This window comes from Rhizobium sp. P1_B8, from assembly GCF_056406515.1.
Genome location: NZ_JBFTZZ010000021.1, coordinates 61,138 through 84,161, shown reverse-complemented (window position 1 = coordinate 84,161; position 23,024 = coordinate 61,138). Strand labels below are relative to the sequence as shown.

General features: G+C 58.3%; 22 protein-coding genes. 5 read left to right on the top strand and 17 right to left on the bottom strand.

Annotated elements, in window-relative coordinates; genetic code table 11:
* Positions 1-1,347, top strand: a complete 1,347-nt coding sequence (locus tag AC1D2N_RS23795; protein ID WP_026242377.1) for a c-type cytochrome — start codon at positions 1-3, stop codon at positions 1,345-1,347.
* A 487-nt stretch (positions 1,348-1,834) separates the two neighbouring features.
* Here the strand turns inward: AC1D2N_RS23795 and AC1D2N_RS23790 are convergent, their stop codons facing one another.
* Positions 1,835-2,983, bottom strand: coding sequence for a PQQ-dependent sugar dehydrogenase (locus AC1D2N_RS23790; RefSeq protein WP_130748095.1), 1,149 nt, complete (start codon positions 2,981-2,983; stop codon positions 1,835-1,837).
* A 385-nt stretch (positions 2,984-3,368) separates the two neighbouring features.
* Between AC1D2N_RS23790 and irrA the strand changes: the two genes are divergently transcribed.
* Both irrA and AC1D2N_RS23780 read left to right on the top strand, forming a co-directional pair.
* Positions 3,369-3,785 carry an iron response transcriptional regulator IrrA gene (gene irrA / locus AC1D2N_RS23785; protein WP_018517124.1) on the top strand — a complete coding sequence of 139 codons (417 nt, stop codon included), beginning with the start codon at positions 3,369-3,371 and terminating at the stop codon, positions 3,783-3,785.
* Positions 3,786-3,805: 20 nt separating this feature from the next.
* Positions 3,806-4,999: an arabinose transporter gene (locus AC1D2N_RS23780; RefSeq protein WP_018517125.1), complete on the top strand. Its 1,194-nt coding sequence runs from the start codon at positions 3,806-3,808 to the stop codon at positions 4,997-4,999.
* 103 nt (positions 5,000-5,102) lie between these two features.
* Here the strand turns inward: AC1D2N_RS23780 and AC1D2N_RS23775 are convergent, their stop codons facing one another.
* The 10 genes from AC1D2N_RS23775 to AC1D2N_RS23730 form a co-directional block, all read right to left on the bottom strand.
* Positions 5,103-5,246, bottom strand: coding sequence for a hypothetical protein (locus AC1D2N_RS23775; protein ID WP_018517126.1), 144 nt, complete (start codon positions 5,244-5,246; stop codon positions 5,103-5,105).
* A gap of 111 nt (positions 5,247-5,357) precedes the next feature.
* Positions 5,358-6,284, bottom strand: coding sequence for an NAD(P)-dependent oxidoreductase (locus tag AC1D2N_RS23770; protein ID WP_018517127.1), 927 nt, complete (start codon positions 6,282-6,284; stop codon positions 5,358-5,360).
* A gap of 33 nt (positions 6,285-6,317) precedes the next feature.
* Entirely contained in the window at positions 6,318-7,082 is a 765-nt protein-coding gene (locus AC1D2N_RS23765; protein WP_032990332.1) for a hydroxypyruvate isomerase family protein, read from the bottom strand.
* Positions 7,079-7,729: a 3-oxo-tetronate 4-phosphate decarboxylase gene (gene otnC / locus AC1D2N_RS23760; RefSeq protein ID WP_018517129.1), complete on the bottom strand. Its 651-nt coding sequence runs from the start codon at positions 7,727-7,729 to the stop codon at positions 7,079-7,081. The genes AC1D2N_RS23765 and otnC overlap by 4 nt, the downstream gene beginning before the upstream one ends.
* A complete protein-coding gene (gene otnK / locus AC1D2N_RS23755) occupies positions 7,726-8,997 on the bottom strand; it encodes a 3-oxo-tetronate kinase (RefSeq protein WP_018517130.1) in 1,272 nt (423 codons plus the stop codon). The genes otnC and otnK overlap by 4 nt, the downstream gene beginning before the upstream one ends.
* Before the next feature lie 38 nt (positions 8,998-9,035).
* Positions 9,036-9,929, bottom strand: coding sequence for an L-threonate dehydrogenase (gene ltnD / locus AC1D2N_RS23750; RefSeq protein ID WP_018517131.1), 894 nt, complete (start codon positions 9,927-9,929; stop codon positions 9,036-9,038).
* 28 nt (positions 9,930-9,957) lie between these two features.
* Positions 9,958-11,031, bottom strand: a complete 1,074-nt coding sequence (locus tag AC1D2N_RS23745) for a tartrate dehydrogenase (protein WP_026242379.1) — start codon at positions 11,029-11,031, stop codon at positions 9,958-9,960.
* 11 nt (positions 11,032-11,042) lie between these two features.
* Entirely contained in the window at positions 11,043-12,497 is a 1,455-nt protein-coding gene (locus tag AC1D2N_RS23740; RefSeq protein WP_020572908.1) for an aldehyde dehydrogenase family protein, read from the bottom strand.
* A 26-nt stretch (positions 12,498-12,523) separates the two neighbouring features.
* Entirely contained in the window at positions 12,524-13,351 is an 828-nt protein-coding gene (locus AC1D2N_RS23735) for an SDR family NAD(P)-dependent oxidoreductase (protein WP_018517134.1), read from the bottom strand.
* Positions 13,352-13,440: 89 nt separating this feature from the next.
* Positions 13,441-14,157: an HpcH/HpaI aldolase family protein gene (locus AC1D2N_RS23730; RefSeq protein ID WP_245275436.1), complete on the bottom strand. Its 717-nt coding sequence runs from the start codon at positions 14,155-14,157 to the stop codon at positions 13,441-13,443.
* 309 nt (positions 14,158-14,466) lie between these two features.
* On the opposite strand from AC1D2N_RS23730, the gene AC1D2N_RS23725 reads away from it, so the two are divergent.
* Positions 14,467-15,306 carry a DUF4124 domain-containing protein gene (locus AC1D2N_RS23725; RefSeq protein WP_018517136.1) on the top strand — a complete coding sequence of 280 codons (840 nt, stop codon included), beginning with the start codon at positions 14,467-14,469 and terminating at the stop codon, positions 15,304-15,306.
* Positions 15,307-15,385: 79 nt separating this feature from the next.
* On the opposite strand, the gene AC1D2N_RS23720 is transcribed toward AC1D2N_RS23725, so the two are convergent.
* The 5 genes from AC1D2N_RS23720 to AC1D2N_RS23700 form a co-directional block, all read right to left on the bottom strand.
* A complete protein-coding gene (locus tag AC1D2N_RS23720) occupies positions 15,386-16,321 on the bottom strand; it encodes a LysR family transcriptional regulator (protein ID WP_032990333.1) in 936 nt (311 codons plus the stop codon).
* A gap of 60 nt (positions 16,322-16,381) precedes the next feature.
* Positions 16,382-17,836 (bottom strand): NAD-dependent succinate-semialdehyde dehydrogenase, encoded by a 1,455-nt coding sequence (locus AC1D2N_RS23715; protein ID WP_477982122.1) that lies wholly within the window; start codon positions 17,834-17,836, stop codon positions 16,382-16,384.
* Between the two features lie 88 nt (positions 17,837-17,924).
* On the bottom strand, positions 17,925-18,863 hold the full coding sequence (locus AC1D2N_RS23710; protein ID WP_018517139.1) for an NAD(P)-dependent oxidoreductase: 939 nt from the start codon (positions 18,861-18,863) through the stop codon (positions 17,925-17,927).
* A 125-nt stretch (positions 18,864-18,988) separates the two neighbouring features.
* Complete coding sequence (locus AC1D2N_RS23705; protein ID WP_018517140.1) at positions 18,989-19,849, bottom strand: SMP-30/gluconolactonase/LRE family protein; 861 nt, start codon at positions 19,847-19,849, stop codon at positions 18,989-18,991.
* Between the two features lie 17 nt (positions 19,850-19,866).
* Positions 19,867-20,601 carry an SDR family oxidoreductase gene (locus AC1D2N_RS23700; RefSeq protein WP_018517141.1) on the bottom strand — a complete coding sequence of 245 codons (735 nt, stop codon included), beginning with the start codon at positions 20,599-20,601 and terminating at the stop codon, positions 19,867-19,869.
* A gap of 233 nt (positions 20,602-20,834) precedes the next feature.
* Between AC1D2N_RS23700 and AC1D2N_RS23695 the strand changes: the two genes are divergently transcribed.
* A complete protein-coding gene (locus AC1D2N_RS23695) occupies positions 20,835-22,217 on the top strand; it encodes an MmgE/PrpD family protein (RefSeq protein ID WP_026242381.1) in 1,383 nt (460 codons plus the stop codon).
* A 9-nt stretch (positions 22,218-22,226) separates the two neighbouring features.
* Here AC1D2N_RS23695 and AC1D2N_RS23690 read toward each other — a convergent pair whose 3' ends face one another.
* A complete protein-coding gene (locus AC1D2N_RS23690) occupies positions 22,227-23,003 on the bottom strand; it encodes a glucose 1-dehydrogenase (RefSeq protein WP_018517143.1) in 777 nt (258 codons plus the stop codon).
* Positions 23,004-23,024 lie beyond the last annotated feature (21 nt).

Below are 23,024 nucleotides of genomic sequence, written 5' to 3'. Positions count from 1 at the left end.
TTGAAAAAAATACTCCTGCTCATCGTCATTTTGGTGGTTGTCGGCGGCGGCAGTCTGGCGTGGTTCGTGACACGTCTGCCGCCGTCTCCGTTCGACGAAATGGCAGTGCCGCCTCCGTCCGTCGATCTTGCGCAACGAGGAGAGTACGTTGCCCGGTTGTCAGATTGCGTGGCCTGTCACAGCTTGCCGAACGCCAAACCGTTTGCAGGCGGTCTTGAAATGGGAACGCCCTTGGGCTCCATCTTCGCGACAAACATTACGCCCGACAAACAGACAGGTATCGGCAATTACAGCTTGGCCGATTTTGACCGTGCAGTGCGCAAGGGCGTTGCCCCCGATGGCCGGCGCCTTTATCCGGCGATGCCGTATCCGTCCTACGAAAAGATGACCGACGACGACGTCCGAGCGCTCTACGCGTTCTTCATGACTGATGTTGCACCGGTCAACCAGCCGAACGCTCTGTCAGAGATCTCTTGGCCGATGAACATGCGCTGGCCGCTGGCAATGTGGAATCTGATCTTCACGGTCGGCGAAACCTATCAGCAGAAGACCTCAGAGGACGTCGCCTGGAACCGTGGCGCCTATCTCGTGCAAGGTGCAGGCCATTGTGGCAGCTGCCATACGCCGCGCAGCCTCACGATGAACGAAAAGGCGCTCGACGAGAGCAGCCCGGATTATCTCGCCGGCGCACTCCTTGATGGCTGGTATGCGCCAAGCCTCCGCCAGGATCACAACACCGGTCTTGGGCGCTGGAGCGAGGATGACATTTTCGCTTTCCTGAAGAACGGCAGAAACCAGCATGCTGTCGTCTTCGGTTCGATGGCAGAGGCCTACAACAATTCGCTCGCTTTCATGACCGACGAAGATTTGCGGGCCATCAGCGTTTATCTCAAATCGCTGCCAGGTGACCCTTCCCGCGATGGAGCACCATGGCCCCGGAATGTCCCACCTGCCACGAGCCTATCCGTCTCCGATCGTCTGAAAATTCCAGGAGCCCAAACCTATGCCAGCCGATGTGGATTTTGCCACGGACCGGAGGGGGTAGGACAGAACCAGTGGATCCCGCCCCTGGCGGGTGCCGCGTCTTCGCTGACCGTTGAGAATGCCTCGCAGATCAACGTGACATTAAATGGCTCGGCGCGTGTCATCACCAAGGGGATCCCTGATGCCTACCGCATGCCGCCGTTCCGTGGGCAACTGTCAGACAAGGAAATCGCCGATGTTCTGACCTATGTGCGTTCGAGTTGGGGAAATCACGGCGGACCGGTGAGCATCGACGATGTGAAGGCTTTGCGTGAGCACACAGATCCGGCGAGCAGCAATCCAATCGTACTTCAGATGCGCTGAAGATAGCGGCGGCCGTGTCGCTCCGGGCTGAGCGGCACGGTCTGCCAGGAATGGTGCCATGCGTTCGAAAGCTGGCTGCCAAGCGCGGATAAAAGCGTAGGTCGAAATGACGAAGGGGCGCTCCAATGGAGCGCCCCTTGTCACACGTTAGGCCAATTTTGCTCTTCTCGCCCCGCCAATGGGGAGGATCTGGGCCAAGGGTCGAAGAGGGCCACGACGTGTGGGGTAAGGACCAGGCGTTGATCTCCCGCAAAGATTTCCGGTTGGCGTGGAGCCCAATATGACGACCGAGCTCCTGACTTCGCCACACAGCAAATGTAACTCATCCGAAGCAGCTATATTAGGCCGCTCATTTTGCTTGTCGTCAGAAGGACCGCTCATGAATGAACGGGCTTTGCAACGACGGTTCGCGAACCGGCGCCCGACACGACGAGCGGTCACCCGGCCATGCGCGTGGCCTGGCAGGTCGTTTTGCGACAAACGGGGACTAATCTCGCGGCGTCAGACGCAACAGGTTGCCGGAACTGCCGTCCTCAATCAGCCAAACCGCGCCATCCGGCGCCACGGCCACATCCCGAATGCGCGCGCCCATGTCCCAGCGATCCACTTCATCGGCTCGGCCAGAAGGATCGAAGTTCATCCGCACGAGAGATTGGACCGCCAGCGCGCCGATCAGGGCGGACCCTCGCCATTTCGCAAAGAGGTTACCTTCATAGAAGGCGAGCCCGGCAGGCGCGATGACGGGGGTCCAATAGACGGCAGGTGCTGCGAACTCGGGTCTCGTGGCATGGCGCGGTATCGGCGTGCCGCTATAATTGTCGCCATTGGAAACGTCCGGCCAGCCATAGTTCCGCCCGGGCTCGATCAGGTTCAGTTCATCGCCGCCACGCGGCCCCATTTCATGGAGCCAAAGGCGGCCATCCGCGGCGAATGCAAGACCGTATGGATTGCGGTGACCGGTGCTCCAGGTCTGCGCGGCGACGCCGCCGGCGGCGGCGTTCGGATTATCACCTGGCACGCTCCCATCGAGGTTGAGGCGCAGGACCTTTCCTCGCGCCTGATCGGGATCCTGCGCGGTGCTTGCCTGCATGCGGTCGCCAACGGTCAAAAAGAGATGAAGCCCCGCCGGATCAAAGGCAATGATCCCGCCAGGCTGGCCGCCGCCGCCAGATGGTGACTGCTGCCATATCACCTTGCCGTCGGATAGTGATGCACCGCTGTCTGATATTGCCAGGGTCGCTCGGGACAAAACAAGCCTGCTACGGTTATCGCCGGGCTCGGTGTAGGTGAAATAAAGTCGTGAACTTGTCGGGAAGTCGGGCGCTACTGCGATGTCGAGCAGACCATTTTGGCCAGCTGCGGCAACGACGGGGACGTGACCCACTTCTGTCTTCTGCCCGGTTTGGGTGACAAGGAAAATCTTCCCGAGTTTTTCAGTCACGACCATGCGCCCATCGGGTAGAAATGCTAGCGCCCACGGCCTGTCGAACTCCGCAATCGCGCGGCTCGTAAACGGGCGAACCGTGCTCTCACCACGCTCGCCGGCATTGATGCTTTGGGCGTTGGCGTCGGTAAGAGATGTAAAGGCGGTTGCGGCGACCAGCACCGATGCCATGATCGTTCTATTGAGACGCATTGTCCCTCCACTACAGTCGTTGCTCGCCGCGTCGATGCCCTCGAGCATCTCTTTGCGGTGAAAGCAGAGGTAGGGAGAGGGACCGCCCCTTACTACCGCTATTAAAATGGTTGCTGTTATGAGCACCGTTCATCAATGGCGAGGTGCTTTTTCGCAATTCGAGCGCCGAACCGCTTCCATCCCGCCTAGCGCACTTCCGGCCCGCCGTCGAAGCATGCCGCTCCATCCGATCAATGACGTTCCCAGCCGTCACCGGCCCCTGCTCCTGCGTCGGGGACGTCAGAGCGATAACATGATCTTATATCCAAATCGGCGCTTGCATAACTAAGGTACGGACGATGCGCTTGATTTGTTACAGTGGCACCTGCTCACATGGACCAATAGCATGCCCCATCAGACGACAACCCTCCAACGCCTCCGATCAGCAGGCTTGAGACCGACGCAACAACGTATCGCGCTTGCCAATTTGCTGTTTGCAGGCGGGCACCGGCACGTCACGGCTGAAGAGCTTCACGCAGAGGCAAGAGAGGGAGGGTTCATATTGTCTCTCGCTACTGTCTACAACACTCTCAATCAATTCACCGATGCGGGGCTCGTGCGGGTTCTCGCTGTGGAAGGGTTGCGCACCTGGTTCGACACCAATGTCGCTGAGCATTTTCATTTCTATGTTGAAGGTCGTGGGGAAATCCTCGACGTACCCGACCAGAAGATCGCGGTTCTTAATCCTCCCGACCCACCGGAGGGATTCGACATTGTCAACATCGACATCGTCATCCGTCTGCGCCCGATTTCGGGTAACTAACAGCTAGTTTGGAATTCCGTTTGTCAGATCCTGTCCCTTTTGATGCCGACGGTGACAGCTCCGTCTTTAAAATACTTTTGCCGAAAATGATTGTCGTTTTCGTCGGCTTCCTGATCGCTGGCATGGCCATGCCGGTGCTGCCCTTGCATGTCCACAACGATCTCGGGTTTGGAACGTTCGTGGTCGGACTGATCAGCGGCAGCCAGTTTGCAGCGTCGTTTGTGATGCGACTCTGGTCGGGGAACTATGCCGACCGTCGCGGGCCGAAAAGGGCGGTGTCGTTGGGCCTGGGATGTGCGGTTATAGCTGGCGGCCTTTACATGGTATCGACCTTTTTTATGCAGCAGCCTGGCACGTCAGCCACCATCCTCTTGATGGGCCGCGCTGTACTCGGTGCTGGCGAAGGTCTTATCCTAACGGGGTCAGTGGCTTGGGGCCTTGCGACCGCCGGTCCGAAGAACGCCGGCAAAGTGATTGCCTGGGTAGGCACGGCTATGTTTGGCGCGCTGGCTGCCGGCGCTCCGGTTGGAACCGCGCTGTATTCGTCCATGGGGTTTGGCGCGATTGCGACCGCCACCATCGTTCTACCATTGTTGACGGCGTTGATCATCGCTCCCTTGCCACCCGTGGCGGGACGGCCCGCTCAACCTGGGTCGCTTCGAAAGGTGATCGGCACGGTTTGGCTGCCAGGCCTGGGAGCGGCTTTCAGCAGCGTCGGCTACTCCGCCATTTTGACCTTTTCCGTTCTTCTTTTTGCAAGTCGGCAGTGGCCCAATCCTTGGCTAGCGGTCACGTGTTTTGCTGCTGCCCTCGTCGTGGCTAGGACATTTCTCGGCCACTTACCTGACAAACTTGGCGGCGGGTTGACCGCATTGGTCTTCGTACTGGTTGAGGTTGCGGGCTTGCTCCTCATATGGATTGCGCCGGAGCCGATCATTGGCATGATCGGTGCGGCCACAGTCGGCGTCGGTTACTCGCTGGTCTTTCCAGGATTTGGTGTGGCGGTCGTCGCAGCCGCACCGGCAGACAATCGCGGTATGGCCATGGGTCTTTATTCCGCTTGCCTGGACTTCACGATCGCAACCAGCGGACCGCTGCTTGGCCTTCTGGGAAGTGCCGCTGGCTTATCTGCAATCTTCCTGGTCAGCGCGCTGTTTGTCGTGTGCGCGGCGCCAATCGCCACCATCATCTTGCGGCGCGCGGCGCGATCATAACCTTGCTCGGGAGGATTTCGGCTATCCTTCTTCAACCAAGGTTGCCAAACCGCAACTGGCCGTCTTGTTCTTCATGCGCGCAAGGCCGCATCGGGAAGTGTGCTCAAAAGCAGCTAGGGCCGGCATAGCGCAGGATCGTCATGACGATCCCCATATCGGCGGCAATGATCCACAGACTGTATGCGGCGAGGGTGAAACCGCCGGTGACTGAATATCGATCGAATGACTGGATGAACCTGTGAGCCATTGTTGCTGGTGCCACAGGTGTATTGCTCACAATATTTACGCCAGGGAACTTGCAGTTCCGAGGGTTTCAGCATCTTGTGGTTCAATCAATGATGCGTGTTGCATTGGGCGCTTAAAGGGCGACGTTATGTGCGCCTTTGCGCACTTCCTCTGCCATGTCCACTCCATTCAACGCGCCCACGAGGTCGCTTAACATTGGCACATAGTCACTGCCATGGCCTGTTGACTCGGCATGAGCGTAATATTGCACAGCAGCTGACGCCATAATGCTCATCATCTTCGACTCAGCCGCCATATTGTTGACGTAGCGCAGATCCTTGGCGGCAAATGAAATTGCGAATTTGTGGGCATCCCGATCCCGCTCAACGACGTACTTCATAAATGTATCGAAGAAGCCGCTGCCCATCCGGCTCGGGGCAATAACTTCCCGCAGCGTCTGAGGCGAGATGCCGATTTTAGCACTGAGCACGACCGCCTCAGCATAGAGCGCGCCATAACTCATACCAATGAAGTTCATCAGAAGCTTCATCTTGTGCCCGTTACCGACAGCGCCGACCCTGATGATACGGCCCGCCCAGCATTCTATCACAGGCCTGACGCGTTCGAATATCTCGTCGTCGCCAGCGACCATGGCATCCAACGTGCCTTCTTCCGCCTCTTTCGGCGTGCGGCCGAGAGAGGCGTCGATCATCGATATCCCTTTTCCCTTTACCTCTTCAACAAGCTTCAACGTCGAGGCGGGGTCGGAGGTCGATGTGTCGATCACCACAAGTCCGGGCCGCGCACCCGCAAGAATACCGTTGTCACCGCGTATGACACTTTCGACCTGGCCAGAATTCTGCAGGCAGATGTGGATTATATCGCACTTCTGCGCCATATCCCTCGCGCTTGCCGCCTCGCGCGCGCCCAGTTTCAGGAGGCTGTCGATCGGCCTCTGGTCAAGGTACCAAAGCTCATAGCCGCTGGTCCTGATGTTTTTCGCCATGCCATGGCCCATAAGGCCAACGCCGATGAATCCAACGATTGGTTTATCGCTCATTCTATATTCCTCCCTTGCCGGTGAAGTTGGTCGCTAGAGTGCCGTGTATCTGCTCAGCCACGATGTATCGGGGGGCATACCCGTCTCGGGTAGGTATTCCGCACCGATGGGTTGATCCCAGCCCAACTTGCGCACCCTGTGCAGAACAAACGCATAGTCCAGTTCGCCGTGATCGGGGGCGGCGCGATCAGGCACCGACGCGATCTGAACATGCCCGATCAGTGGCAGCAGGGTCTCAAAGCGGCGGGTCACATCCCCTTCGATGATCTGAATATGATAGAAGTCGAACATCAACTTAAGGTTCGGCCTGCCCACTTCCCTGATGATGCTTGCCGCTTGTTCCGTGCTGTTTAGAAAATAGCCCGGTGCGTTGTATGGATTGAGCGGCTCGATGAGGATCGTCGTCTTATCGCCTGCGACATCGCAAGCATAGGCGAGGTTCTCACAGAAAGTGCCTCTTGCGCGCGGTCCACCCGTATTACCGGCCATGACGTGAACGCTGGGTGCGGAAAGCCCGGCAGCATATGCAAGGGCTTCGTCGATGGCCGCTCGAGCATCGGCTTCGCGGCCGGGTAGGGCGGCTAGGCCGTTTTCGCCAATTGCCGTATTGCCCCGGCTGGTGTTCAGCCCAAGCATCGTCAAACCCGTTTCCTCCAGCGCAGCCTTGGTATCGGCAAAGGGGACAGCATAGGGCCAGTGGCACTCAACGGCGTCGAACCCGGCCAATTTCGCTGCCCGAATGGCATCTGGAAGCGGTCGATCGGTCCATAGGAAGCCAAGGTTGGCGGAAAATCTCATGCCTCCCACTCCACGTTGAAACTGGTCACGATGCCGGCGACCTGCCCCCTGTTCAAAAGCCGCGGACGACAGCCGCACGTCAGCACAGCTAGCCGCGCATTGGCTTCTAGCTCCTCGATAGCATTGCATGCCGCTTCGACGTCCTTGCCTGCCACCACCGGTCCGTGATTTGCCAGCATCACCGCCGAGCGCTTGCCGGCCAACCCTTTGACCGCATCGCCCATGGCAGGATCGCCCGGACGAAAGAAGGGCAGAAGTTTGACCCGTCCAAGCTGCATAATGGCATATGGGGTCAGATGCGGAAGAAAGTCGTCTTCGTCGACGTCGGGCATCAGTGACCATGCGACCGCATGGCAGGAGTGCAGATGAACCACTGCACCGGCTTGGCTGCGCGTATCGTAGAAGGCACTGTGAAGCGGCATCTCCTTGGTGGGCTGATCGCCGCTCAGATGCCGGCCATTGACATCGAAACGGCTGAGCCGGCCGGGATCGAGTCGTCCGAAGCTGGATCCCGTCGGCGAGACGAGAAGACCGCCGTCGTGGGTTCGGGCTGAGATGTTGCCCGTCGAGCCATGCGTCAAGCCGCGGTCGAACAGAGATTTCGCAAGCGTGCAAATCAAGTCGCGCAAGCGGGTTTCTTCGGTCATGCGTCAAGCACCTCCAAAGCCTTTGCGAAAAAGTCTTCGCTGCCAAAGTTGCCTGACTTCAGGGTGATTGCGACGTCGTGGTTTCCACTCCGCGCAAAGCACCAGGGAACACCGGGGGCGATTTCCGATCCAATATCGAGACGTGTCACACCGAGGCTCTTGGTGACGGCACCCGATGTTTCTCCTCCTGCCACGACAAAGCGGCGGATGCCCAAGTCTCTGGCCGCAGCGGCGCATGCGGCAAGAGCGGCTTCGACCAGGGCGCCGGCCCGATCGCTACCCAATCTCTCCTGGGCTGCCCGAACGGCATCTGGCGCCGCGGTGGCATAGAGAATTGGGGTCTTCGTTAAGTCCTGGTGCGACAGCCATTCGAGGGCAGGGCCGGGCCCGTTTTCGGCCAGTTCCAGGGGGTCCAACTTCAAGCTGGGCCGGCCGCCCTGGCCGAGAAAGGCTGCGACTTGGCGGTTCGTCATTGCCGAGCAACTGCCTGAGAGAACGATCGCAGGGCCGACTTCGAAACGGTGTTCACCTTCGCCGTGACGTCTTTTGACCAAACCCTGGCTCAGCCAGATCTTGGGCAAAGGCATCGCGACTGCACTACCGCCTGTCAAGAACGTCAAATCCTGGCAGGCATCAGCGATGATGGAAAGGTCGTCATTTGCAACTGCATCGACAACGACATGTGCCACGCCATCTGCTTTGAGGCTTGCAAGCCTGTCGCGAAGCGCGTTCGGTCCCCTAGCGACGGCGTGACGGTTGGCAAGTCCGACCGGCAAGGTGACCTGTGGCTCCAACAGCCGCATGAGATTGGAATCGCGCATTGGTGTGAGCGGATGATCCTTCATTGGGCTTTCGGCCAATGGTTGCTCGCCGACAAACAGATTGCCCATGAAGATCGACCGACCATTTTCCGGAAAGGCGGGGCAATATATCGTCTGATCGGTTCCGAGGGCCGTCATAAGCGCTTCGGCAACCGGGCCGATATTGCCGCGAGGCGTCGAATCAAAGGTAGAGCAATATTTCCAGAAGAACCTTTTGGCGCCGGCCTCGCGAAGCCAGTCGAGCGCAGCTCGGGTTTCCTTTATTGCCTCATCGACCGGCGAGGTCCGGCATTTCAAAGCGATAATCTCAAGTGGCGCTGTCTTGGCGGGCGGGCTGTCAGGGACGCCGATGCGCAAGGATACTTCGACACCGGAACGCGCAAGAAGGCCTGCAAGATCGGTCGCGCCTGTGAAATCGTCAGCGATTGCACCGAAATATGTTGTCATGCCAGCATCCCGTCCTGCGATAATTCACCAATGGCAGATCAATTACCTGTGCCAGGCAATGTCAGTCCCGCATTGCGGGCATAAACTTTGGCGACTGCCGCGTCGTCTTCACGCCCCAATCCCATCCCGGATGCTGCGAGGAATTGCTGAAGCGCTGCGGCCGTGATCGGTGCGGCGAACTTTGAAGCCCGGGCTGCATCCAGAACGATGCCAAGATCCTTCGGCCAGATATCGATGGCGGAGTGAGGGGTAAAATCGCCTGACACCACGTGCGGCGCACGGTTTTCCAGCATCCAGCTCGTTCCGGCGCAACGGGGTATGACCTTGATGAACGTTTCCGGATCAATTCCTTGCGTCATGCCGAATGTGATCGCTTCGGCCATCGCCGCGATATGGACGCCAGCGAGCATCTGGTTGACAGCCTTCATTGCAGATCCAGCACCGGCCGTGTCGCCCAGTTCGAAAACGGTTTCGGCCATTGCATCAAGTGCAGGCCGGGCTCTGGTGAATGCTTCGGGTGTCCCGGAGGCCATGATCGAAAGCTTGCCTTGCGCGGCTTTGACGGATCCCCCGGAGATTGGAGCATCGAGAAAATGGACCTCATTCTCCGCGCATTTTTGCGCAACGCTGCGTGCAAAGTCCGGTGCAACGGTCACACAAAGCATGACAACAGCGTCCGCCGGCAGCCAGCCGACCAGCCCCTCTTTCCCGAATAAAACGTCCTCAGCTTGGGCTGCATTAAGGACGACCACGACGAGCGCATCAAGCCGAGGTGCAGCGGCTGCAATATCTTCATTCGACCCGCCCTCGGCACGCAGCCGCTTGATGGCGTCGACATTCACGTCGGAGCCGAACACTTCGTGCCCGGATCGCAGAAGCGAGGCGGCAATCCCGTAGCCCATCGAGCCAAGCCCAACAACGCCGATTTTCATGTGAGGTCCTCCCATTTTTTGTTCAATGTCAGGCATTGGACGCGCGGATCGCCTCGATGACCGCATCGGTCACGAGCTGCGTTGTCGCCTGTCCGCCGACGTCAGGCGTCATTGTGCCGGAAGCACAGACGTCCTCGATTGCTTTCATCAGGCGCGAAGCGCCTTCCATTTCACCCAGATGCTCGAGCATCTGACAGACGGTCCAGAACGTCGCAACTGGGTTGGCGATACCCTTGCCAGCGATGTCGAAAGCCGAACCGTGAATTGGCTCGAACATTGAGGGAAAGCGCCGCTCCGGATCGATATTGGCCGTGGGAGCGACGCCCAGACTTCCAGCCAGTGCACCCGCCAGATCGGACAGAATGTCCGCATGCAGATTTGTCGCGACGATGGTATCGAGGCTTTCAGGGCTTCGCGTCATGCGCACGGTCATTGCATCGACAAGCATCTTGTCCCAAGTGACGTCAGGATATTCCCGCGCCACTTCGGCGGCGATCTCGTCCCACATGACCATGCCGTGCCGCTGCGCATTCGATTTGGTGACGACCGTCAGGAGCTTACGCGGCCGGGCCTGTGCCAGCCGAAACGCATAGCGCATAATCCGCGCCACGCCTGTGCGTGTGAAGATGGCAACCTCGGTTGCCACTTCCTCAGGCAGGCCTCGGTGGACGCGCCCGCCATGACCGGAATATTCGCCTTCCGAATTCTCCCGCACGATAACCCAGTCGAGGTCACCGACCCCCTTGCCGAGCAGGGGGGTCGGTATCCCCGGGAGGATCCGCGTCGGGCGGATATTGGCATATTGATCGAAACCCTGGCAGATTTGCAGCCGCAGTCCCCACAGCGTGATGTGATCCGGGACGTCCGTGGAGCCAACCGCCCCAAACAAGATCGCGTCGTGCGCTTTCAGCCGGGCCAACCCATCGGAGGGCATCATCTCGCCGTGCGTTTTATAGTAGTCCGATCCCCAGTCGTAATGCGTGATATCAAATGAGAGGTCCCCGCTGCGCGCAGCCAGGGCCTTGAGCACCTGGAGCCCGGCCCCGATGACTTCCGGTCCAATACCATCGGCTGGAATAGCTGCAATCTTGTAGGAGCGCATCCCGGTACGCATCAGAATGTGAACTCGGGCAAGCGGCTCGCTTCCTCATCGAACCCGTACACGGATTTGATTTCGAGATATTCTTCAAGCCCAACACTTCCCATCGACCGTCCGATACCGGATTGTTTGTATCCGCCCATCGGTGTCAGCGAATTGGTGGCTGCACCATTGAAGCAGATCCGGCCGGCGCGAAGGCCGGAGGCAAAGTCATAGGCTTTCTTGCGGTCGCCGCCGAAAACGTAGCCGCCCAGTCCGTAGATGCTGTCATTGGCAATATCGAGCGCCTGTTGCTCGGTTTTGTATGGTATGACCGCCAGCACCGGTCCGAAAATTTCTTCCCTGGCGATGGTCATGTCTGGTGACACACCAGCAAATACGGTGGGCTTTACGAAGAAGCCCTGATTGCGCCCGTCGGGCTTGCCGGTCCCGCCACAGGCAAGCTGAGCGCCTTCATCGATACCGATCTGGATATGGCGTTGGATGCTGTCGAACTGCGCCTGATTGACGACTGGTCCCATCGTGGTCTCGGGATCTTTGGGATCACCCAGGCGATACCGGGCAACCTCATCGACGAGATAGGGCACCACCGCATCCATCTGGCTTTCATGCACGAGCATGCGGCTCGGAGCATGGCAGGACTGTCCGGTGTTGAAGAAACACCGCTGGATATTCCAACGCGCTGCCTTTTCCAGATCGGCATCCATGAGAACAATGTTTGCCGACTTCCCGCCAAGCTCCAACGAGACCCGTTTGATCGTACGGGCTGCTGCTTCGCCCACCTGTGCGCCGGCCTGCGTCGAACCGGTAAATGAAACCAAGTCGATGTCCGGATGGCTGGCCATTGCGGCTCCGACGTCGCGGCCTCGGCCAATGATCAGGTTGAAAACACCCTGTGGAACGCCGGCTTTCTCGAAAATCTCGGCGAGCACAATAGCACTGACCGGTGAAGCATCGGAGGGCTTCATGATGAGCGTACAGCCAGCGGCCAGTCCGTAGATCGCCTTTATGACTGGTGTTTGAACCGGCCAGTTCCAAGGAGAGATCAGCGCGCAAACCCCGATGGGCTCACGCCGGATGATCGTATCACCAAGGTGCCTTTCGAAGTGGTACGTCTTCAAGAGATCGCGCGCGACTTTCATATGGCCGATTGGCCCGGTGGTCTGTGCCCGGGCACTGACCGGGATGCCGACTTCCTGCGCCATAATATCGGCAATCTCGTCGGCGCGTTCCTCGTAAGCCGCGATGATGCGGTCAATAAGCGCCACCCGTTCATCAAGTGTCGTCGCCGAGTAGGTGGAGAATGCGCGGCGAGCCGCGACGACGGCTTTGTTGACTTCATCGACGCCGCCGCCCGTGACAACGCTTGCAAAGGCGGTTTCCGTGAACGGGTTGATGAGAGGCTTTTGACCGGCATTGGCAGGTGCCACCCACATGCCGTCAATATAAAGGTTTCCGTAGTGTTTCACGTTCGATCTCCTCGGCAAGCGCTCGATCAAAAGCTGTGGGTGTAGCCGCCATCGCAGGCTATCGTCTGACCGGTGATAAAGGCTGCGGCCGGCGTGGAGAGGAACATGGCAAGCCCCGCCAGATCGGATGGTACGATGGTTCGCGGAATACACTGCAGATCGATATTGCGCTGGCGAATGTCTGCGGTAAGGCTGGCGACCCGTGCTTTGACTTCCGTCGCAACGGTGCCCGGGCGAATGCAGTTGACGGTAATGCCGTTGGCACCAACCTCGCGTGCCAGGGAGTTTGTCATGCCAATGACGGCTGATTTGGAAGTGACATAGTGCAGGTAATTCTTCGTGCCGCGATGGACGGAGGCCGAAGAGATATTGATGATGCGGCCAAAGCGCTGTTCACGCATGGATTTCACGACCGCAGAGGCGCAGAAGAACGTGCCGTTGATATTGACCTCCATCACCTTTTGCCATTCGGCGGAAGGAATTTCCTCAAATGGCCGTTTGGTCAGGGTCGAAAAGAGGGAGGCGTTATTGATCAGGACATCGATGCGCTTGAATGCCGCCAGGGCTGCAGCCACCATCGCATCAACTGATTCCCGTTTGGAAACGTCGACCTGCAGGGGAAGAGCTTTGCCGCCCGCCGCTTCGATTTCGCCTGCCACCGCTTGCGCATTTTCGATGCTCAGATCCGCAATGACGGCGACGGCTCCGGCTGCGGAAAACTGGCGCACGATTTCACGGCCGATGCCCTGTCCGGCCCCCGTGACGATGATAACGCGGTCCTTGACGCTGAAGTCGCGGGCGGCTGCAGGTACCTCAGCGTCTTCAGGCGATTGTGAGGCGGTGTCGATGTTCACGGTTGATCTCCAAAAATAAAGGATCGGTCTGTCAGGTTCGAGCCGACGGGCTTGAATAGGCACACATCATCGCGCAGGCTGATTGCAAGCTACCGATACAACTGCGCGGTGGCATTTGCCGCGCTGGTCAAGAAGCCGGTGTCACTGCCCGCCGAAACATAGCGGGCGCCCAGGGCAATCATGTCTTTTGCTACGTCCGGGCGGGTGTTCAGACCGCCGACACCGAGATGCTTTCCCTTTGCCCGGCACGCGGCGGCGACATGCTCGTAGGCTTCGCGCACCCGAACATGATCGAGTTGACCGGGCAGGCCGAGTGAGTTGCAAAGGTCGTTGGTGCCGATCAGAAGCATATCCATGCCGTCGACCGAGGCGATCTCCTCCGCGTTCTCCACGGCGCGCACCGATTCAATCATCCCGACAACCAGCGCTGCCTCGTTCATTTTTTCCATCGTTTCCGCAGCGGGACCGGCGCGAAAGAGAGTGTGTGGATTGGCTCCAAGAAGCGACCGGTTTCCCTTCGGCTGAAATTTTGCTGCATCGACGACATCCTCGGCCTGCGCCTGCGTTTCGAGATGCGGGACGATAATGCCCTGCGCTCCGGCCTCAAGCGTCCGGCTGATCTCGGCTTTGTCGAGCCCTGGCACACGCACAAGCGGCGTCACACCCAAGGCAACAGCCGTCATGCTGATCTGGCTGACCGTCTCCAGTGAGAAACTGCAATGTTCGAGGTCGATGTAGAGGCAATCGAAACCGGCGCTCTTGGCAATGGCGGCAATCTCAACATTGCGCATCAGGCGGACGATCATTCCGACCGCCAGTTGGCCGGCGTCCATCTTCGCCTTCATCAGGTTTCTTGTCGGAATTTCCAAACCGGTCATAGGGGATCCAAAACTCGCGAAGCAATCGCGCACTGCATTGGCGCACTCATTCGGTGCGCGGTCCCTATGGTTTTGCAGTCTATGGTCCTGCTTATCAAGCCTGCATCCAGCCAGCGGCGAAGCAGCGATAACATAATGTTATAAGTGAAAAATTTAGAGGATGTCAGAGCACCAGACTTTCCTATTATCTGGGCAAAGCCAATCCAATTCGAAACTTGAGACACGAGAGGAGTGACAATGCGTATCTCAGAAGCATCAACCGCAGAGGGCGGTGCCGTCGGTTCAATGCGCGATGGAAAGCTCGACCAGAAGTTCCTGCTGTATGGAGAAGACGGGTCCCCGAACAACTATCTGCTCAACGTCGGTCTGACGGGCGGCGGCGGCTGGGGAACACCACGCCATCGGCACAACTTCGATCAGATCCGCTATGTTTTGAAGGGCAAATATCCTGCTTCGCCCCATAAGATCATGGATGAAGGTTCTGTCGCCTACTTTCCGGAGAGCGTCCACTACGGTCCGCAGGACCGCCCGGAAGGTCTCGAAATGATGGTCATCCAGTTCGGCGGAGCGAGCGGAGCGGGCTTCTTGAGCACGCCGCGACGCGAAGCTGCCAACGAAGCGCTGAAGGCAAAGGGCGAGTTCAAGAACGGCATTTTTACGTGGGTTGACGAGAAGGGCCAGACGCACAATCAGGACGGTGCGACTGCGTGCTACGAAGAGGCGATGGGCAAAAAGATGGTGCTTGCCCCGCCGCGCTACGACGATATCATTATGATGGATCCGAAGGGCTACGACTGGATTGCGACCGGTCAACCGGGTGTTTCAACCAAGCGCCTGGGGACTTTCACGGAACGCAACATCGACATCGGTTTTATCAAAGTCGATGCCGGCGCCACCTTTAACACGGGTTCACGTGGGCAGATCGAAGTGCTCTTCATGAGCAAGGGCAATGTCACCGTCGACGGCAAGACCTATGGAGAAAAGACGGCAATCGAGCTTCTTCCGTCTGACGCACCGGTCGACATCAAGGCCAGTGAAGAGGCGCTCTTCTTCACGGTGACACTACCGAAGTTCTAAGACACGCTGCTGGCGCAAAATCCTTTGCGCCAGCAAACTTCTTTCCGTGGATGAATGATCTCTGCGATGGCTCGGGCGCTTACGCGTGCTGGTCGCCATTTTTATCGCGGCAGAGCTCAAGACCAATTTCGGTAACGCACGTCACCAAGTCACGGCGCGGCTGATCCATCACATATCCCTCGCGAAAGAACACGGCGATGTCGCGGTTGAGCGTTGGATCATAAAAAGGCAGTGCAAAAAGACGTTGCTCGGCGACTTCTTCGCTGACGGCATGAGCGGGTAAGAGCGCAAGGTGTTCAGTTTCTGCTACCAGAGATTTCAGCAGCGACACCGATCCGCAAACCGTGATCTGCGGCAAGGGTGCATCCATCGTCTGCATGATGTGCTCCAAAACCGTGTGCGTGCGCCGGGATGTCGGGCTGATCCAGGGATAGGCAACAAGGTCTTTCCAGGTGAGGGTCTCCCGTGAACGTAGCGGATGGTTGGGACCTGCGATTACGCACAGAGTGTCACGGAACAACACCCGTTGGCGCAGTCCATCCAACATGTCAAAAACCTTGGTGAAGCCGATAACGAAGTCGAAATCGCGACGCAACAGGCCCGTCAACAGGTCGACTTGCGCATTCTCGACGATCTCCAGGTGACCATCATTGTGCGTTTCACGCCACTTGCTCAGGGCCATGGGCACGATCTTGCTTGCCAGGCTTGGCAGGCTTCCGATCCGGATCGACTCGCTGCGGCTATCACTGGCATTCAAGAGATCACGTTCTGCCAGCTGAATTTCTTCGCGAATGAGCCTCGCATGGCAATACAGGATGTCGCCACTGCGCGTGGCGACGATTCCCTTTGGACTGCGCTCGAGCAGTTGAACCCCGACCTCAGCCTCGAGACGATCCATCGATGTGGTTAAAGCCGGCTGTGAAACGCCCAGCAGTTTTGCCGCACGGTTCAAGCTGCCATGCTCAATGACGGCTGCGAAGTAAAGCAGCTTTTTCGGATCGATTTCCATTGTCATTGAACGAACTCTACTCCTCTTCATCTGTTAAGAGGAGTGTAAGCACCTCAATACCTTAGCCTAGACCCGGACGCGCCGTTCAGCAATGGTTTTGGCGACTGTGTAGCTGTGATACATTTCCGGTCCGCCCTCCCGGCCAATTCCGCTTTCACGGACACCGCCGAACGGCGCATCTGCACCTGGGCTGGTAAACACGTTCAGCGCCACAGAGCCGACTTGGAGTTCCCTGCTCAGATGGTCCGCCCGTTCCATGGAATTCGTAAACACAAAGGCTGCCAGCCCCATATTCAGGCTGTTGCTGATCGTCAGCGCCTCGTCCATCGAATCCACCGGTGCGCAAGGCGCAAGTGGGCCGAAAGGTTCTTCGCTCATGATCCGGGCATCCAGAGGAACATCGGCCAGCACGGTCGGCGCGTAGAACCAGCCGCGATTGCCGACACGCTGCCCCCCTGTGGCAAGTCTCGAGCCGTTAGCCACGGCATCGTCCACCAGGTCCTGCATCGCCGCCAGACGACGACGATTGGCGAGGGGTCCCATCTGCACGCCCTCCATAAATCCGTCTCCGACCTTCAACTTGCTCGCTTTGGTGGCAAGGCTTTCAACGAATTTTTCATAGCCGGATCGATGAATGAGAAAACGCGACGGCGCCGAGCAAAACTGCCCCGCCATTCTGAATTTCCAATTGATCGCCATCTGGGCGACCGCGTCAACATCCACGTTCTCATCGATCAGCACGGGAGCATGCCCGCCCAGTTCCATCAAGACCGGTTTCATCGTCTCGACTGCAAGGCGCGTCAGATGCTTGCCGACATTGATCGATCCGGTCAGCGTGACCAGGCGTGTGATGGGCGACAAAACGAGCGCGCGGGAGACCTCGTCCGGGTCGCCGAACACGACATTGAGGACGCCTTTTGGTAGACCCGCATCCAAAAAGCACTGTGCAAACAGGCATGCGGTGGCCGGCGTTTCTTCTGCAGGCTTCAGAATGATCGAGCACCCTGCTGCCAAGGACGCGCTGATCTTGCGTGAGGGTGCACTCATCGGGACATTCCAAGGCGTAAAAGCCGCGACCGGACCGATCGGCTCGCGCACGACATATTGCTGGATCGGCGGATCGGTCGGAACGATACGGCCGTACATGCGACGCAACTCCTCTGCGTCCCAGTCCAGGAATGTTGCGGACCGCTCGATCTCGGCCAAAGATTCGTTCAACGTCTTGCCAAGTTCAAGCGTAAAGACCGGGGCAATTTCGGCTGCCCTTTCCCGCACCAGGGCGGCCGCCCGGCGCATCAGCGCTGCGCGTTCAGACGGCGGTGTCTTGCGCCAGATCTCAAAGCCGCGCGCAGACGATTCAAGGGCGTTTTGGAGATCTTGCGGCGTGGCTTTGGGCACCTGACCCAGGATGGTTTCATCACTCGGATTTTCGACGTCGCAAAGTGCCGGGCGGTCGTAGATCCACTCGCCGTCAATCAGGAGGCCGACACGGGGATAGGGATATCGTTGCTTGTCGTTCATGCTACTTGATCCTCATTCGAGCCGCGCCGCTTCAATAGTGCCGACCGAGTTTCGTTAAGATTGTACCGCCGAAGAAAATCGTGCGTGTTTACCGCTCGGCCGGCAGAGCGTCCTTGGCCTTCAGGAAAGCAATCACCTCATCCTCGGCAATCTTTGCACCACGAGCACGTTGCCCCCATGTCTGGCCGCCAATATGCGGTGTCAGCACGACATTGGCCAACGCCGCCAATCGTTCTGGAATGACGGGTTCAGTATCAAGGACGTCCAGAGCTGCGCCGGCAATCGTGCCGTTCTCCAACGCGGCGATCAGGGCGTTCGTGTCGACAAGACTACCGCGACCGACGTTAACCAGGCGACCTTTTGGGCCTAGTGCTGCAAGCTCCTCAGCGCCAATAACGTGCTTAAGATCGGCAGTCCCTGGTACGGCCAGCACAAGCACGTCACTTGCCGCAGCCAACGCACGCCATCCGTCGTGAAGCGAGGCATCGAGACCGGCGTTCGAGCCCCGATCGAGCCCAGCAATCTTCATGCGCGACGCCCGAGCGCGAGCGGCGATCGCCTGACCGATCCGTCCGCTCAATCCCGCAATACCCATTGTCATCCCGACGAGACTGTCGCCAACCTCGAAGCGCCCTTGCTGCCAAGTTCCGTTGCGCGCAAAAGCATCGGCCCGTACGAGGCTGCGCGATATCATATGGGTGAGAGCAATAGCCAGATCGGCGACATCGTCGGTCAGCGCTTCGCCAACACAACGGACTTTGACGCCGCGGCGCTCAAGAGCGCTTGTCTCGATACGGTCGTTTCCTGCGCCTTGTGAAATGACGAAACCGAGGTTTGGCAGGACAGCGGCGATATCGTCGGTGCATCCGCGCGTCGCGCTTGTCATAAGAACGCGCACCGCAGCGCGCTCTGCCTCCGGCAGGGTGGGAATGTCATCAAGGCCCGGCACAATGCGCATCAGGTCGCGCGCCTCGAGTTGCGGATATGTCATGCCCGCAAGGGCGGGAAAGGCGATAATCGGCTGCATGTCGGCTTACCTATTCTTCCGTGGTTGTGCGGACGCTATCGACGCGTCACCTCGTGATCAACCGTGCAGCGCATCAAGCCAGCGGCAGTTATAACATTTGCTTATATGTTAACAAAACAGACGGATTAGGGCCGAACCCCATTGCCTATTTCCAGATTGATCGTGAAAACAGCGCTATTGCGCTTGCCAGCAGCGATATCGTCATTGGTTCCCACGAACACAGTCATGAAAAGGGTGCGCCCCTCTGGGCCCCCGATCGTGCAGGATATGCCGGAGCCGTCAAACGCAACGCGGTGCGTCACCCTTCCCCCGTCCAGAACACGGATAAACTCACCGGTATTGTAGATTCCTGCCCAGATCGCGCCTTCGGCGTCTGCGCAAATTCCGTCCGGCTGGCGCCCGTGCAAGTCGGCAAACACCCGCCGGTTGCTCAGTTGACCCTTGTCGTCGATATCAAACGCGGTTAGCCGAGCTTCCCAGGTTTCGGCCACGATCAGGGTCCGCCCCTGATTGATCACGACCGAACCGTTGGGAAAATCGAGCCCCGATGCTACTTTCGAAATCGACCGATCAGCGTCGACCCGGTGCAAGTTGGTCAGCTTTCGCGCCTCACCTCCCACGAAATCATATCCGAAATCGCCGACGTAGATACGATCCTGCGGGTCGACGGCAAAATCATTCAGCCACGCCGCTGCATGGTTGGAAAGATCCGCATACTCGCCCAAAGAGGATCCGTCGAAACGCAACAATTTTCGGTCCTTTGCCGAGGCAATGATGAGGCTACCGTCTGACAGAAACCCGAGCCCGGAAGGTCGATTGGCGACTTCGATCGTCTTGACGCGCTGGCCAACGGACGACAAAGCGTAAACCTTGTGGTCGAACACATCGGACACCCAAAGTTCATCGTGCTGCCATTTCGGCGCCTCGAGGAACAAGAAACCATCGGCGAAAAGTGCCGGTTCAAGATGGTTCACGGCAGTTTCCATGACGTCCTGCCTCCGGTTCACCAGCCGCCATCGCAATGGATGTTCTGCCCGCTGATAAGGTCTGCTTGCGGCGATGAGAGGAAGATCGCCAGGTTTGCGATATCAATAGGCTCGATCCGGCGTTTAAGGCTCTGCCGCTCGAGGATCCACTGGTGATAAGCCTCGCGCTTCTCACCAAAGTGCCGCCACTCGGCATCAGACACCACGGCGCCTGGCGAAATGCCGTTGACGTTGATGCCGTGATGACCCAGTTCCCTTGCCATGCCCTTGACCAAGCCGTACATCGCGCCCTTGGACGCAATATAGGGAACAAATCCCTCCCAGTGGCCAGTGAGGGTCAACGACGTCAGATTGACGATCTTGCCGTATTTCTTGCGTTTCATATGCACGCTGCACGCGCGCGACAAGACGAAGGCAGCCGACGAGTTGACGCGAATTTCCTCCTCATATTCTTCGATCGAAAACTGCTCATGCGGCTTGTTGACGACGAAGGCGGCGTTGTTGACCAAAATATCGATCCCGCCAAGCGTCTCCGCCAGTTCCGAGACCGCGCGTTCCGTGCCTGCCAGATCGTTCAAGTCCACGCCCAAATAGCGTATGCCCTGGCCGAGCTTTTCGTCGACATTTTCAACGCCGGGCCGGTCCGAAGCGATGACATTGGCGCCTTCTTCGACGTAGCGCGCCACCAATGCCGTCCCGATTGTGCCCAGTGCTCCGGTGATCAAAACGGTCTTGTCAGCTAGAATTCCCACGGTCGCCTCCTCCTGAACGATTCAAAGTCCACTAGATTTCATCTTGGGGATCAAATGAGAACAGTAAAAGCAACGCGGCACATCTCCCCTATAATACAAACTTATATCACACGCGTTTTCGGTCCTTCACCGACGGAACTTGCGGATGCCCATCAACACGGAACATGCGAAACATTCTGTTCGAAACAATTGGCCCCTAAAGCCCATCAGTCTTTATTGCCGGAGGAATTGCCGTGCCCGATCAACGCGACCTTGTTCATCACTTCGCGGATTACGCGGCCAAGCTAAACTATGAGGATTTACCTGAAGCCGCGCGTTTGGCGGCTAAAAAAACTATCCTCGACACCCTGGGCGTCATTCTCGCAGCAAGCGGGACGGAACCAGCGGTGCGCGGCCTCGTGGAAATCGTCAAAGAAAGCGGTGGAACTCCAAACTGTACACTCTTGGGTTTCGGGGGCAGGGCGCCGGCAATGATGGCAGCGCTAGCAAATGGGGCGCTCGCCCATTGCCTTGATTATGACGACCAGACGCCGTGGGGACAGCACACGGCAAGCTCCATTATTCCGGCTGCTTTCGCGGTCGCGGAGCGACAAGGTGGCGTGTCAGGCCGTGATCTTATTGCTGCGGTCGCGGCCGGACAGGATATTTTCGCCAGGCTGCGCTGCAATGTGGAATGGAAGAAAGATTGGAATCTCTCGACCGTTCTTGCAGTCTTTGCAGCCACGGCATCGGCTGGCCGCGTTATGCGACTTTCCCCGGCGCGCCTCGGGCATGCGATCGGCATTGCCACAATGCAGTCCAGCGGCATCATGGAGATGGTTGCCGGTCGCGGCAGTGACTTGCGCGGCATGTATGCGGGCTTTTCGGCAAAAGGTGCAGTTCTCGCCGCCATGATGGCGCAGAAGGGCATCTCCGGCATTGATCAGGCCTTTGAGGGCGAATACGGCTTCATGAACACCTATTTTGCCGGCCGTTATGATCGGCAGAGCATCCTTCAGGATCTCGGCAAAGAGTTCCTCGGAAGCGGCACACTCTATAAGCGCTGGCCCTGCGTGGGCACCGCGCATAGCCACATGAAAGCGGCCATCGATATTGTCGCCAACAACCATCTGGAACTTGACGACATTTTAGAAATTCGGCTGCACGTCGGCGACTACCATGACCTGATGTGTCAACCGCTTGAGGAACGCCGCGCTCCAGCGACGCTCGCAGATGCCAAGTTCAGTCTGCCATTTCTTGTATCCGTAGCCATTGCGCGAGGCGGGATGAGTGTGTCTGATTTTTCCGAGGTCGGCCTGCGCGATCCCCAGGTCCTTGATATCGGGCGCAGGATCAGCCTGGTGAGGAATTCTGCGCTCGACTGGAAACTCGAATTGCCGCCGGGCCGCGTCGAAATCGTTGCCACCGACGGTCGTTATTGGATCGAGGAAGGCCGCAATGTTCCGGGAAACGCGGAGAATCCGATGAGTTGGGAAGATATTTGCGGCAAATTCCGGGAATGCTGCTCTGTTGCTGCCACACCTGTTGCGGATGGGAACCAGGCGAAGGCGCAAGACCTCGCCTGGAGATTGGAGCAGCTGTCCGACGCGACAGAGCTGATCCGATGCCTTGGCTAAACGGCGGGATCAAATCCCGGCTGTTTGGCCCCCGTCCACGACCATGGCGTGCCCCGTCACGAAGCCGCCAGCGTCTGAGCAAAGCCAGAGCACCGTTCCCGCGATCTCTTCCGGCCGGCCCATACGACCGATCGGTTCCTGAGCGATGATATTGGCGCGGCCTGCCTCGGTGTCGCCGGTGTAGCGAGCAATCATGGGTGTGTCGATGATCCCCGGGCATATTGCATTCACGCGGATGCCCTTGTCGGCACATTCGAGTGCCGCAACCTTGCTGACAGCGACGACGCCGAACTTCGATGCGCAATAGCTGGACTGGCCGCGGATGGCAAGCACGCCTGCGCCGGACGCCGTGTTGACGATCGCCCCGCTGCCTTGGCGCAGCATGATCTCGATCTGGTATTTCATGCACAGGAAGACGCTTTTCAGGTTGACCGCGATAACACGGTCGAAGAGCTCCTCGGAAAGTTCGGCAAGGGGCTGAGCGGGTTGCTCGATCCCGGCATTGTTGAACGCAGCATCCAGCCGCCCAAAGGATTTGAGCGTCTCATCAAGTGCAGCCTTGACGCTCGCACCACTGGTCACGTCGCATATGACCGGCAGTACCTTGGCGCCGACGCTTTTCAGAAGGTCGACCGTGTCCGCCAGTCCCTTTTCGCTGATATCGACAGCGGTGACGGAAGCTCCCGCCTTGGCAAAGGCTATCGCCGTCGCGCGGCCAATACCACTGCCTGCGCCGGTGACGAACGCTACTTTGCCGGAAAAATCGATCGTCGGTATATTGGTCATGGTCTCTCGCATTTCTATTAT

Coding starts and splice junctions, on each gene's coding strand:
- AC1D2N_RS23790 (WP_130748095.1), bottom strand. CDS start 2,983: ATGCGTCTCAATAGAACGATCATGGCATCGGTGCTGGTCGCCGCAACC.
- irrA (WP_018517124.1), top strand. CDS start 3,369: ATGCCCCATCAGACGACAACCCTCCAACGCCTCCGATCAGCAGGCTTG.
- AC1D2N_RS23775 (WP_018517126.1), bottom strand. CDS start 5,246: ATGGCTCACAGGTTCATCCAGTCATTCGATCGATATTCAGTCACCGGC.
- AC1D2N_RS23770 (WP_018517127.1), bottom strand. CDS start 6,284: ATGAGCGATAAACCAATCGTTGGATTCATCGGCGTTGGCCTTATGGGC.
- AC1D2N_RS23765 (WP_032990332.1), bottom strand. CDS start 7,082: ATGAGATTTTCCGCCAACCTTGGCTTCCTATGGACCGATCGACCGCTT.
- otnC (WP_018517129.1), bottom strand. CDS start 7,729: ATGACCGAAGAAACCCGCTTGCGCGACTTGATTTGCACGCTTGCGAAA.
- otnK (WP_018517130.1), bottom strand. CDS start 8,997: ATGACAACATATTTCGGTGCAATCGCTGACGATTTCACAGGCGCGACC.
- ltnD (WP_018517131.1), bottom strand. CDS start 9,929: ATGAAAATCGGCGTTGTTGGGCTTGGCTCGATGGGCTACGGGATTGCC.
- AC1D2N_RS23745 (WP_026242379.1), bottom strand. CDS start 11,031: ATGCGCTCCTACAAGATTGCAGCTATTCCAGCCGATGGTATTGGACCG.
- AC1D2N_RS23730 (WP_245275436.1), bottom strand. CDS start 14,157: ATGATCGTCCGCCTGATGCGCAATGTTGAGATTGCCGCCATTGCCAAG.
- AC1D2N_RS23725 (WP_018517136.1), top strand. CDS start 14,467: ATGCGTATCTCAGAAGCATCAACCGCAGAGGGCGGTGCCGTCGGTTCA.
- AC1D2N_RS23720 (WP_032990333.1), bottom strand. CDS start 16,321: ATGACAATGGAAATCGATCCGAAAAAGCTGCTTTACTTCGCAGCCGTC.
- AC1D2N_RS23715 (WP_477982122.1), bottom strand. CDS start 17,836: ATGAACGACAAGCAACGATATCCCTATCCCCGTGTCGGCCTCCTGATT.
- AC1D2N_RS23710 (WP_018517139.1), bottom strand. CDS start 18,863: ATGCAGCCGATTATCGCCTTTCCCGCCCTTGCGGGCATGACATATCCG.
- AC1D2N_RS23705 (WP_018517140.1), bottom strand. CDS start 19,849: ATGGAAACTGCCGTGAACCATCTTGAACCGGCACTTTTCGCCGATGGT.
- AC1D2N_RS23690 (WP_018517143.1), bottom strand. CDS start 23,003: ATGACCAATATACCGACGATCGATTTTTCCGGCAAAGTAGCGTTCGTC.